We start from the raw sequence: 13218 nt of genomic DNA, 5'->3' as shown, positions 1-13218 counted from the left end.
CCTTTGATACAAAAATTAAGAATAATCTGCTTAGTACCTAGCTTAACCGAATTGTTAGTAGATTTAGGTTTGGAAGAAAATATTGTTGGTGTTACCAAGTTTTGTGTTCATCCAGAAAACTTAAAGAAAGATAAAGTTATTGTTGGCGGAACAAAAAACATCAACCTAGAAAAAATAAAAGCGCTAAAACCAGATTTTATTCTTTGTAATAAAGAAGAAAATACTAAAGAAATAGTAGAAAACTGTAGTGTAATTGCAACAACGCATGTTTCAGATCTTTTTACAATAGAAGATGTTATTGACTTAATTAAATATTATGCTACTATTTTTCACTGTAAAAAAAAGGCTACTATTATTATTGATGAATTAAGGAATACTATTAAAAAATTTAAACTTTACATTAAAGATAAATCGACTTTAAAAGTAGTTTACTTTATTTGGAAAAAACCTTGGATGATAGCTGCCAATAATACGTTTATAAATCATTTATTGGAACTTAACAAATTTGAAAATTGTTTTAAAAACCAAAACAGGTATCCCGAAATAATATTAGAAGATTTAGAGTTAAAACAAGTTGACGCTATTTTATTGTCTTCAGAACCATATCCGTTTAAAGAAAACGACTTTTCAGATTTTAATAATTACACAGAAAATATAAAAGTGGTCTTAGTTGACGGAGAATATTTTTCTTGGTATGGTAGCAGATTGCTAAATGCTTTTGAATATTTTAAAGAATTAAGAGAAAAATTATAGTTTACTAATACATACAATTTAGACTTAATATAGTATAAAATAAAAGCCACCTCAAATATGAGGTGGCTTTTTTAAATATACTTTTTAAAACTAATACTAGTTTTGGTCTGCTTGAGTTAAATTTGGATTTGAATCAATTTCTCTTTGAGGAATTTTAAATATCCAATTATTGTTTACAGATGGTTTAGCTTGTGTAAAACCATCTTGATATAATTCTTTGGAAGCCCCTGAGTTTGTTAAATCAATCCCTTCATCCCAACGAATGTGATCATGATAACCAAAACCTTCAGCATATAATTCAATACGCCTCTGCCATTTTATATGATTCATTAGTTTTTCTGCCGTATCATATATAGTAACATCATAAGCACTATCTCTTTTTTCACCTAATGGTTTTAATGCCGCTTGTGCTGCCGCAACATTGTCCATCATTGCTTGTGCCTCTGCTTCAACCAAATACATCTCAGATGCTCTCATAAAAGTAACATCATCAGGATCTATAGTTCCTGGGTTTTTATTTCTAAATTTCACATGCATGTAAGGATGCTGATTATGTCTAGAAGTTACACCCCATTTATTTTCTATTTCTGTTCTTGCAGCTTGAAATGTAGCTAAATCTGTATAGTTTGGGTCATTTCCAAAACCACCTTCACCATTTGCAGCTGATCCATTTGTATTAGGTGCCATAGGTAAATATAAATCAGCTCTATAATCTGTTGCTGGAGTAATATCATAAACTTTTTTACTTATAAGTTTAGGGTTTCCTCTATTTTGACTCCCTTGAAAAGTAGGAGACATATAATAGAAATAAGAAGTAAAAAATGTAGTTTCAGTAGAAATAACTCTAGCTCCCCAAATTACCTCAGATAAATCTGTTGTGTTAAAACCAGAATTCCATCCGGCTTCATCTATAAGCGGATAACCATCTCTAGCTTTAATAGCATTCTCTGCCGCTAAAGACCAATTTCCTGCAGATAAAGCAATTCTTGCTTTAATACCGTATGCAGTATTAAGGTCTAAGTTAGATTTATTATCACTAGGAGCAGCATTCTGAAAATAATCAATAGCTGTATCAATATCAGCGTATACTTGATCATAAATTACTTGTACAGTAGACCTAGGCTCACTTGTGTAAGGAGCTTCTGTTGCAAATAATAAAGGAACTCCAGGGTCTGATGTAGGATTTCCAATTAAATATCCTTTACCATATGTAGAAACTAACGAGTGGTACGCCCAAGCTCTATAAGCATGTGCTTGACCTAATATATCATTCAAATTAGCATCTTTAGTTAAACCATCTTCTTCTACTTTATTAATAATAGAATTACAACTTGCAATAATTTGATAACGCTGATACCATAACTGGCTAACAGTAGCTGAAGTTTCAAGAGTATGTGTATTCCACTGTAATTCTGCTCTCATCCATCCATTACCTCTAGAAGAATGTATTAAGTCTCCACTTATTACATCATACATTGGTAAGAAATATTGCATACCAGATCTAGTGTTTGAACCTCCTGGTATTAAACCGTTTTGAGCATACATTATTTTATGAAGACCATTTATAACTAAACGCATATTCTCTGGAGAATTCAAAGCATCTGCAGCAGATATAGCATCTGTTGGCTTAGTTTCTAAAAAATCTTCGTTACATGATGTTAATGTGATTGTTAAAACCACTAATAACAATAAACTTATTTTTTTTAACATGATTATTATATTTTTTATCATTAATTTAGAAAGATACATTTAAACCAAAAGTTACTGTTCTTGCTGGATTAAAATTGGTACCATCACCTGTTCCAGCTAAATTGAATTGAGGATTAAGACCTGTTCTTGCACTATTTAAGAATAGGTTTTCTCCAGAAACGTAAACTTTTAAGTTGTTTACTCCAAGTTTATCTGTAACATCGTCATTAAAACTGTACCCTATATTTGCATTTTTAAGCGCTAAAAAAGAAGCATCTGTTAAAAATCTAGTAGATTGAGTTTGTACTTGATCTGTATTACCTACTTCTAATCTAGGCACATTTGTAATATCTCCTGGTTGTTTCCAAGCATTTAAAGCATCTGGATGGTAAGAACTACCAAAATTTCCTGTATGTAGCATTGCAGAATACCCATTATCTAAAACATTTCCTCCAATAGCATAAGTAAATAATAAATCTAAAGTAAATCCTTTATAACTAAAATTATTAGAAATAGAACCTAAAACATCTGGAATAGTACTTGCCTCTGAATAAGCTCTTTGTGCTTCTTGCCAATCATTTGTTGTTTCATGTTCTCCATCTACATTTATAATAGGAACTCTGTTACCATCCAAATCATCTTCATATTTAAAATACAATGCATCTCCATTAGCTGGATCTACACCTGCAGAATGAAAAAGGAAAAAGTCATATCTAGATCTACCTTCTTCCCATCTCTTAGAACCTGTTACAAAAGGATCTGGTAAACTAATAATCTCATTTTTAAAAGTTGAAGCTTGAAGAGTTGCATCCCATTTAAAATCTTTATTAATTAAATGAGCAGTTAAACCAAGTTCAAAACCAGTATTACTCATATCGGCAATATTAAAAGGAGCGGTATTAATACCATTAGATAAAGCTATTGGCAAATTATATAATAAATCTGTTGAGTTTTTCTCATAGTATTCTATAGAACCTTCTAAAAAGTTATTAAACAAACCAAATTCTAAAGCTACTTCCCAACTACCTACAGTTTCCCATTCTAATTGTTCATTTCCAGGGTTTGTATAGACTATTGCGGGTACACCAGCATTAGATGTTAATGAGTACCTTGCTTGAGACACAAAGAAATCATTTAAATTATCATTACCTACTTGACCATAAGAAGCTCTTAATTTTAAACGATCTATAAAAGAGATATTTTCCATAAATTTCTCTTGATCTATTCTCCATGCACCACCTACAGAGTAGAAAGTACCCCATCTAGAATCTGTACTAAAAACTGATGAAGCATCTCTTCTAGCAGAAGCACTCAAGTAATATTTATTGTCAAAATCATATTTTAATCTAGAAAAATATCCCTCAACTCTTTTTGTAGTAGTAGAACCTCCTAAATTTACTGGAACAGTGAAATTATCAAATTCAAAAATACCAGCAGCTGTTTGTGTTGTTGCTAAAGCATTGTTACTAGAGAAATCTCTTTGGTAACTTTCATGACCCAATGTTAAATCAAAGTTATGCACATCTTTAAAAGTCTTATTGTATGTTAAAATTTGAGAGAAATTTGTTACATCTCTTCTAAATCTTGTTTCACCATATCTACCAGTTGGCTGACCATCTCCTACAGTAGGGTTTTCATAACTTTTATTAATTCTTTCATTTATATCTCTACCATAATTAAGTCTAATATTAAGACCTTCCATAATTTTGAATCCTGCATAATATCTAAATCCGTAGGTATTATCTCTATTTAATTCATCATTTAATATCGCTTCTGCGATTGCGTGACGTCCTGGATTATTAGGTCTAGAACCTTGGTTTAATGCAAAGTCACCTTCACCTACATCAAAAATAGGATTACCAGCAGCGTCAAGAACAAGGTTTCCATCTAAATCATTTAAATATACAGGATAAATAGAACCAATATTTTTAGCAAAGCTAAAAGGGTTTACAATACCAGTTCCTGTAGATACACCATTCGATTCTGATATAGTAACATTTGCACTACCACCAATGGTTAGCCACTTATTAACATCAAAATCTGCATTTAGACGAGTTGTAATACGATCGAAGTCTGAAGTAATTACGTATCCTTCTTCTTCTAAATAAGAAGTAGAAAAGAAAACTTTATGATTATCACCACCTGTAGCTACATTAACAGAGTGATTAGATCTACGACCAACTTGGTCTAAAACATCATACCAATCTAAACTCTTGTAAATTACTTTTGCATTTGGATTTAATTTTCCATCAGTACCAACTATTTGGTCATTTGGCACATTAAAAGGATTGTAACCAAGACGGCTATATATTCCAGCCGAAGCTTGTGCAGCAGCATCTGTTCCTCCTAAAGAATTCTTATATGCTTCCCACATTAACTCATAGTATTGCCCAGGACTTGCGTAATCGTACCTTGGAACTCCTCTTGTAACTAGACCAAACTGAGTAGAAACATTTACTTGAGTTTTACCTTTCGTTCCTTTTTTAGTTGTAATTAAAACAACACCATTGGCAGCACGTGCACCATATAGAGATGTCGATGCTCCACCTTTTAATATTGTCATTGAACCAATGTCATCTTGGTTTATTGTACTTAATTGACCTTCAAATTGAATTCCATCAACAATATATAAAGGGTCTGAAGAACCGTTTAAAGTACCTACACCCCTAATTATTATTCCTGGTGAAGAACCTGGTTGCCCTGAAGCAGATGTAAATTGAACACCTGTTGCTTTACCTTCGATAGCTGCAATTGGAGAAGTAACATTTCTTAATGCTAAATCTTTCGCACCAATTACATCTGCAGAACCTGTAAAAGCTGCTTTCGTTGTTGTACCATAAGCAACAACTACGATCTCATCTAGAACACTACTATCTTCTTTTAATGAAACATTTATAATATTAGAGTTACCTATCTTCTTATCGATAGACTTGTAACCTAAATAACGGAATACTAAGACATCTCCTTTATTGGCTTTAATCTTGTAATTTCCATCAAAATCTGTTTCTGTTCCTTTAGTAGTACCTTTTACCAATACACTTACACCTGGTAAAATACCTGAATCATCCGTAACTTTTCCGGAGATATTCTTTTCTTGTGCTAATATTGAGGAACCAATAAATATGGCCATCAAGATTAGAAATTTTTTTACTTTCATAAAATACATTTTAGTTAAACAATTTGAATTGATTTTTGTAAATGAAAAAAGAAAAGAAGGCATTAACTAAAAAATGTTTTTTGTGCAAAAACAATCTCTAATTGATAAAAAATCTTAACACCTTCTTGTTAATTCAAATACTTTTCAAAAGAAATGCTTTTGACCAAAAACAACGTTAATCCCTATAAAAACTAACTATTCCGATAAGGTTTTACTCGTATTTTACTCTATTTTTTTTTACTTTTAATAAAACTAACTATAAGAGAGTTGATACTCTTGTATTATTAATTAATCTTATAAAACTTGCTATTAGAAATCTACATATATTGATAAAAAATAAGGTCTCTAGAAATAAAGTTGAAAGAAATAATTATTGATTTTCCTCAAATAAACTTCATATGAGACAACAAATTATACCTAAGATTAGATATAGAGCATTATTTTATTTGTGAATAAGAAGTAATAAATTCTATAAAAGGAAGTGAAGAAAAGGAAAGATACCTACTAATATAAAATTAGAGGTTAAGATAAAATTTAGACAAAAGTATCTTACTCGATTTAAGAAATAAATCCTAACGTATCCTTTTTATTTATAAACTGACTAGGTGTCATTTTTATTTCTGCTTTAAAAGCCTTATTGAAAGTCACTTTATTATTAAATCCAACATCATAAGCTACATCTATAATTCGTAAATTGTTATTAAAATTATTTTTCAGTATTTCTGTAGCTTCAATAATTCTAAATTTATTTATTAAATTAAAAAAGTTCATATCGAAATGCTGGTTTATAACTTGAGAGACATTATGCCTTGTTGTACCCAACTTCTCCGCCAGTTTTTCTAAAGTAATGTCGCTTTTTTTATATATTTTTTCTTCGTAAAACAATTTTAATAATTCTTTTTTTAGCTCTATAGAAAATCCATCTGTTAATCCAGATTTTCCATATTTTAATTTGTCTAAAATAAAATTATTACTAAATATTTCTGGTTGAACGTAAGCTACAGTGCCTACATATAAAATAATTATAGACAGTAAAAAAGATTGCGTGTAAATAAAAACGTAGGGCATGTTTAAAAATAAACAAATAACATATGGCAAATAAACAAGAGCATAAAGCAGGTTAAGAATCATCATATTTTTTTGCCATCTTAAAGCTTTTGAATGGGGTTTTGTTAGTTTGGTTTTATTTTTACAATAAATTAAGTAAACTAAAACACCATAAGTTAATAAAGAGATGGCTTTTAATACTATAACACTTATTAGACCTAAATCGAAAACGGTATCTTTAGTATGGAAAAAATGTACTTTTCCTTCAGAAAGAAAGAGATAATTTTGAAAAATATACCCTAATAAAAATATAGTTGGTAATAAGTGTAATATATCTGTCGTTTTAAAAATATATTGTTCTGTAGTTCTTTTAAAATAGAAATATAACAAAGGTCCATATAGAAATGAAGATGATAATATAAAACCAATAATATTGAAAAAATTACAAATATAATTAGATAGGTATAAGCATAAAATTATGATAAATAAAGAATGAAGTAAGACAAATAAACTTATTAATAAATTAGCAATAGTATCTCCTTTTCTTCTTAGGTTTAGAGCAACTGAAATAAAGAAACCTATTGAGCCAGAAGCAAAAAAGAAAATAAGAAAAATGTCTAAAATTGTTTTATACTTTTTCTCAAAATCAACATACCCATCAGATTTTTGTACTAATTCAGAAGTTCTATAATCTAACAAATTAACTTGTTTCCTTAAATCCTTTACAGTTTCTTTTTCATCCTGTAGATAAGGTAGTTTTATTACTAAACTTTCTATTTTTTTGTTTGTTGAAGATGCTATTATTTCTTTTATATAATTAGCCTTTACTTTTTTAGTTTTAATGTTTGAGGCTTGTATGTTATTTACGTTGCAAAAAAATAGTACAATTAATAGTGATATCGTTTTGTAAAGACTAAACACCATAAATCTTATATTAATACGCATCTAGTTATTGTTTTATTTTAATAATTTGAATTAGCAATAACTAATCTAATATTTTATAACATTAAAAAATATTCTTAAGTACTTTACTCTCTTCTCCTAACGACAAACGAAACAAACTTAGAAAAATTTTAATTTTTTAAAAAAACTCTAAATAAATCTTATAATTAAAAGTTACTATACATCTAGAGAAAATATTATTACTGAAATCGAATTTCTCTATACTTCATTTAATTAAAACTATAGTCGATATAAATAATTCCTACTTACAAACGAATTAATTAAAATTAAACTTAAGAAACCTAAACCCTTAAAAACAAGCACACAAGTTTTAACTTTATATAAAAACATTTTTTATTTTCATAAAAAAAGCAGGAGTTTTAGATAAAAATCTAAAACTCCTGCTTTTAAATACAATTATTAAAATGTGTCTTACACCTTAATATTTTTGTTTAATTAATCTTGCAAAGCAAATACTTGTTTTAATAAAGCAGAATTTCTTAAACCTACTTTTTCACGAATTCCTTTTTCTTCAACCTCAATCATAGTAAAAACACCTTTTAGAGCTTGTTCTGTAACATATTGTGTTAAATCTGGATTAACACTTTTAACAAAAGGAATAGAATTATATCTAGAAATTAAGTTACTCCAAACTTTATCTGCTCCTACCTTAGAAAATGATTTATCTATTACAGGTGTAAAACTTGCATATAAACTTTGTTGTGTTTTTGTTTGAAGAAAACTTGTAGCTGCATTCTTATCTCCCAAAAGGATATTTTTTGCATCATTAAATGTAATTTCTTTAACAGCGTTCACAAAAATTGGAGTAGCAGTTTTTACAGCATCTTCTGCAGCTCTATTTAAAACTTTAATACCTTCATCTGCTAAATTACCTAAACCTATTTTACGTAAACCTTTATCTACAGCTTGTAATTCTTCTGGTAAAATAATTTTTACTAATTGGTTTTTATAAAAACCGTCTTTAGAAGTTAATTTAGAAACTTGGTTCTTAATTCCGTTATCTAAAGCTTCTTTTAAACCATTACCTATTTGGTCTTGAGACAAAGCGCCTCCACTTGGTAAATTATTTACTACTTTTTGTAACTCTGCACATCCTGCAAATTGTATTGCAATTACTAAAACTAAAATTTTTTTAATCATTTTTTTATTTATCTATTCTTATGAAACTTATTTCTTGTAAACGTCACTTTATTTAAAGGTATCTGTCTTTTTATCATAACCATAAGGGCAGTGTTTACAACCGCTTTTACAGCAATGACCTCTCTTTAAATGAAACTTCTCTGTAAAAACATTATAACCCTGTTCATTTACATAATAGTCTCCTTCTTCTAAGGGAATTCTTTTATTATACATGTTGCAAAAATAACACATTCGAGCATAAAAAAAGCGTTCATAAGAACGCTAATTTTAATTTATTTATTTTTCCCTGGAGGAAACCTAGAAACTATTTCTTTAACAAACTCTTTAATTCTAGCTTCTTTTTTTTCTCTATTATCTATTTTTAAAGCACCTGTACCAACACCTTGCCAAACCAACTCTTTCTTTTCTTTATCTATAAAATCGATAAAAAGAGTTCCTTCTGTATATTGAGAAACATTAACGTTATTATTCATTCCATTTCCCATCCAAGGATTCCAACCCCAACCGAAACCATAACCATAATTATTTCGATTTTGATTTACATTTACTTTCTCTCTAGATTTTGTAAAAATACTCACTAACATATCTGGGTTCGAAGCTTTAGTCATTCCTAAAATAGAAAGTTCTGCTTCAATAGCTCTTAAAATCCTTTTTTTATCTAAATCAGAAATTTCAGCTTTATCTATACCCGTTTTGTAAAAAGCATATGTTTTATATTTATTAAAGTCTACTTTAGTATCATAATCTGTAGCAACTTTAACAGAACTACAAGAAGAGAATGCTATAACAAGTAGTAATAATAGTGGTTTTATATATTTCATAATGAAGAATTTAAAATATTAATTATCTTTTTAAAGATACCAATAATTATGCCATATTCTAATGTACTTTGATCATAAAAAGAACACCTTGTTAATTTTATTTTATAAAACGTTAAAGAATTCTATATTTTTTTAGGATTTTCGTAAATTGCACACACAAAATATAACATTTATTACGAATGGAACAAATTAAACCATATAAACCTACATACAAAGTACGAATTGTAACTGCTGCTGCTCTTTTTGACGGACACGATGCTGCCATAAATATTATGCGCAGAATTATTCAGTCTACAGGAGTTGAAGTTATTCACTTAGGCCACGATAGATCTGTTGAAGAGGTTGTTAATTGTGCAATTCAAGAAGATGTAAATGCCATTGCAATTACATCTTATCAAGGAGGACATAATGAGTATTTTAAATACATGTTCGATTTACTGCAAGAAAGAGGTGCAGGACACATTAAGATTTTTGGTGGTGGAGGTGGCGTAATTCTGCCTGCAGAAATTAAAGAATTAATGGATTATGGAGTTACTCGAATTTATTCTCCAGATGACGGTAGAGCTTTAGGTTTGCAAGGTATGATTAACGATTTGGTACAAATTTCTGACTTTGCTGTTGGAGATGAATTAAATGTAGATCTAAAAGAATTAGCAAATAAAGAAATTGGTAAAATTGCAAGAGTAATTTCTTCTGCAGAAAATTTTCCTAAAATTGCAAAAGAAACTTTAGATAAAATTCATATTAAAAATAAAGATTCTAAAACACCTGTTCTAGGAATTACAGGAACTGGTGGCTCTGGAAAATCTTCTTTGGTAGATGAATTAGTTCGTCGATTTTTAATCGATTTTCCAGAAAAAACTATTGGTTTAATTTCTGTAGATCCATCAAAAAGAAAAACAGGTGGTGCACTTTTAGGTGATAGAATTAGAATGAATGCTATAAACGATTCTCGTGTATATATGCGTTCTTTAGCAACAAGACAATCTAATTTAGCTTTGTCTAAATATGTAAATGAAGCGGTACAAGTTTTAAAGGCTGCAGAATTCGATTTAATTATTTTAGAAACTTCTGGTATCGGACAATCCGACACCGAAATTATAGAACATTCTGATACTTCTTTATATGTTATGACACCAGAATTTGGTGCAGCAACTCAGTTAGAAAAAATTGACATGCTAGATTATGCAGATTTAGTTGCCATTAATAAGTTTGATAAACGTGGCGCTTTAGATGCTGTTAGAGATGTAAAAAAACAATATATGCGTAACAATAATTTGTGGCATATTCATCAAGATGATTTACCTGTTTATGGTACTATTGCTTCTCAATTTAACGACCCTGGAATGAATACTTTGTACAAAAGTATTATGGACAAGTTGGTTGAAAAAACAGGTGTAGATTTAAAATCTAAAATGGAAATTACCAAAGAAATGTCTGAAAAAATCTTTGTAATTCCGCCTGCAAGAGTTCGTTATTTATCTGAAATTGCAGAAAGTAACAGAGCGTATGACAAAAAAGTAGACGACCAAGTTGTGGTTGCTCAGAAATTATATGGAATTTATCAAACTATTGAGTCTATCACAAATTCATCCGTAGAAATTATTAAAACGGGCTTAAATGAAGATAAAATTCTTTCTCTTGAAATTACTGAAGATGATAAAGAATTTCTAAAATTATTGTTGGCTCAATTCGAAAAAGTAAAATTAAATCTAGATCCTTATAATTGGGAAGTTATTTTGAATTGGCAAGAAAAGGTTCAGAAATATAAAGACCCAATTTACACGTTTAAAGTTCGTGATAAAGAAATTAACATAGAAACACACAGCGAATCGCTATCGCATACACAAATTCCTAAAGTTGCTTTACCAAAATATAAAGCTTGGGGAGATTTATTACGTTGGAATTTACAAGAAAATGTTCCGGGAGAATTCCCGTACACAGCAGGTTTGTATCCGTTTAAAAGAACAGGTGAAGATCCTACAAGAATGTTTGCTGGTGAAGGTGGACCAGAAAGAACAAACAGACGTTTTCATTATGTAAGTTTAGGTATGGACGCAAAACGTCTTTCTACGGCGTTTGATTCTGTTACCTTATATGGTAATGATCCAGGAAAAAGACCAGATGTTTATGGGAAAATTGGTAATGCAGGAGTTTCAATTTGTTGTTTAGATGATGCTAAAAAATTGTATTCTGGTTTCGATTTAAGTCATCATATGACTTCTGTTTCTATGACTATAAATGGACCAGCACCTATGTTGTTAGGTTTCTTTATGAATGCTGCCATTGATCAGAATTGTGAGAAATACATTATAGAAAACAAGTTAGAAAAACGTGTTGAAGCTACTTTTTTAGAAGTTTATGATCTAAAAGGATTAGAAAGACCAACATATCAAGGTGAATTACCTGAAGGAAATAATGGTTTAGGGTTAATGCTTTTAGGTTTAACTGGGGACTTAGTTTTACCATCAGACGTTTATCAACAAATAAAAAAAGACACACTAGCACAAGTTAGAGGAACGGTACAAGCGGATATTTTAAAAGAAGATCAGGCACAAAATACCTGTATTTTTTCTACAGAATTTGCATTGCGTTTAATGGGTGATGTGCAAGAATATTTCATCGAAAAACAAGTAAGAAATTTTTATTCGGTTTCTATCTCTGGATATCATATTGCAGAAGCGGGTGCAAACCCAATTACGCAATTGGCGTTAACATTGTCTAACGGATTTACCTATGTTGAGTATTATTTAAGCCGTGGAATGGACATTAACAAATTCGGTCCAAACTTATCTTTCTTTTTCTCAAACGGAATTGACCCAGAATATTCAGTTATCGGTAGAGTTGCTCGTAAAATTTGGGCAAAAGCCATGAAAAATAAATATGGCGCAAACCCAAGAGCACAAATGTTAAAGTATCATATTCAGACTTCTGGTCGTTCTTTACACGCGCAAGAAATCGATTTTAACGATATTAGAACTACGTTGCAAGCTTTGTATGCAATTAATGACAATTGTAATTCGCTACATACAAATGCCTATGACGAAGCAATTACAACGCCTACAGAAGAGTCGGTAAGAAGAGCCATGGCAATTCAATTAATTATCAACAAAGAATTAGGTTTAACTAAGAATGAAAACCCAATACAAGGTGCATTTATTATTGAAGAATTAACCGATTTAGTTGAAACTGCAGTATTAGATGAATTTGATAGAATTACAGAACGTGGTGGCGTTTTAGGCGCTATGGAAACGATGTATCAGCGTTCTAAAATACAAGAAGAAAGTTTGTATTATGAAACCTTAAAACACAATGGAGAATTCCCAATTATTGGTGTAAATACTTTTTTAAGTTCTAAAGGTTCTCCTACGGTTCAGCCTGCAGAAGTAATTCGTGCAACGGAAGAAGAGAAACAATTTCAAATTAAGACGAAAGATTTATTAAACAATGCAAACCCTACTGAAGTTGCTGCTCAAATTGCAATTTTACAGGAAGCTGCAATACAAAATGAAAACTTATTTGATAAATTAATGGAAGCAACCAAAATTTGTTCTTTAGGGCAAATTACAGAAGCGCTGTTTAAAGTTGGTGGACAGTATAGAAGAAATATGTAGCAAACAATGTTTGCATATAAGTTATAAAAATCCG

Annotated in this window: 8 protein-coding genes; 2 read left to right on the top strand and 6 right to left on the bottom strand. The window is 30.0% G+C overall.

The window, feature by feature from the left end; all coding sequences use genetic code 11:
* Positions 1-3: 3 nt before the first annotated feature.
* Complete coding sequence (locus SHK09_RS12460; protein WP_319811113.1) at positions 4-753, top strand: helical backbone metal receptor; 750 nt, start codon at positions 4-6, stop codon at positions 751-753.
* A gap of 96 nt (positions 754-849) precedes the next feature.
* Here SHK09_RS12460 and SHK09_RS12455 read toward each other — a convergent pair whose 3' ends face one another.
* The 6 genes from SHK09_RS12455 to SHK09_RS12430 form a co-directional block, all read right to left on the bottom strand.
* The gene (locus SHK09_RS12455) at positions 850-2463 is read right to left on the bottom strand and encodes a RagB/SusD family nutrient uptake outer membrane protein (RefSeq protein WP_319811112.1); all 1614 of its coding nucleotides are present in this window, start codon (positions 2461-2463) and stop codon (positions 850-852) included.
* A gap of 25 nt (positions 2464-2488) precedes the next feature.
* Positions 2489-5599, bottom strand: coding sequence for a SusC/RagA family TonB-linked outer membrane protein (locus SHK09_RS12450; RefSeq protein ID WP_319811111.1), 3111 nt, complete (start codon positions 5597-5599; stop codon positions 2489-2491).
* Between the two features lie 558 nt (positions 5600-6157).
* Complete coding sequence (locus SHK09_RS12445; RefSeq protein ID WP_319811110.1) at positions 6158-7591, bottom strand: AraC family transcriptional regulator; 1434 nt, start codon at positions 7589-7591, stop codon at positions 6158-6160.
* A gap of 453 nt (positions 7592-8044) precedes the next feature.
* Positions 8045-8749 (bottom strand): DUF4197 domain-containing protein, encoded by a 705-nt coding sequence (locus SHK09_RS12440; protein ID WP_319811109.1) that lies wholly within the window; start codon positions 8747-8749, stop codon positions 8045-8047.
* A gap of 48 nt (positions 8750-8797) precedes the next feature.
* Positions 8798-8962, bottom strand: coding sequence for a DUF5522 domain-containing protein (locus SHK09_RS12435; protein WP_319811108.1), 165 nt, complete (start codon positions 8960-8962; stop codon positions 8798-8800).
* Between the two features lie 59 nt (positions 8963-9021).
* Positions 9022-9570 (bottom strand): DUF4136 domain-containing protein, encoded by a 549-nt coding sequence (locus SHK09_RS12430; RefSeq protein WP_319811107.1) that lies wholly within the window; start codon positions 9568-9570, stop codon positions 9022-9024.
* 179 nt (positions 9571-9749) lie between these two features.
* On the opposite strand from SHK09_RS12430, the gene SHK09_RS12425 reads away from it, so the two are divergent.
* Positions 9750-13184: a methylmalonyl-CoA mutase family protein gene (locus SHK09_RS12425; protein ID WP_319811106.1), complete on the top strand. Its 3435-nt coding sequence runs from the start codon at positions 9750-9752 to the stop codon at positions 13182-13184.
* Positions 13185-13218 lie beyond the last annotated feature (34 nt).

Origin of the sequence: Polaribacter sp. PL03 (assembly GCF_033875165.1) — a bacterium.
Lineage (GTDB): Bacteria > Bacteroidota > Bacteroidia > Flavobacteriales > Flavobacteriaceae > Polaribacter.
The sequence above is the reverse complement of the archived record's forward strand: the minus strand, read 5'-3'. Positions and strand labels throughout refer to the sequence as shown.

Coding starts and splice junctions, on each gene's coding strand:
- SHK09_RS12450 (WP_319811111.1), bottom strand. CDS start 5,599: ATGAAAGTAAAAAAATTTCTAATCTTGATGGCCATATTTATTGGTTCC.
- SHK09_RS12455 (WP_319811112.1), bottom strand. CDS start 2,463: ATGTTAAAAAAAATAAGTTTATTGTTATTAGTGGTTTTAACAATCACA.
- SHK09_RS12425 (WP_319811106.1), top strand. CDS start 9,750: ATGGAACAAATTAAACCATATAAACCTACATACAAAGTACGAATTGTA.
- SHK09_RS12435 (WP_319811108.1), bottom strand. CDS start 8,962: ATGTATAATAAAAGAATTCCCTTAGAAGAAGGAGACTATTATGTAAAT.
- SHK09_RS12430 (WP_319811107.1), bottom strand. CDS start 9,570: ATGAAATATATAAAACCACTATTATTACTACTTGTTATAGCATTCTCT.
- SHK09_RS12440 (WP_319811109.1), bottom strand. CDS start 8,749: ATGATTAAAAAAATTTTAGTTTTAGTAATTGCAATACAATTTGCAGGA.
- SHK09_RS12445 (WP_319811110.1), bottom strand. CDS start 7,591: ATGCGTATTAATATAAGATTTATGGTGTTTAGTCTTTACAAAACGATA.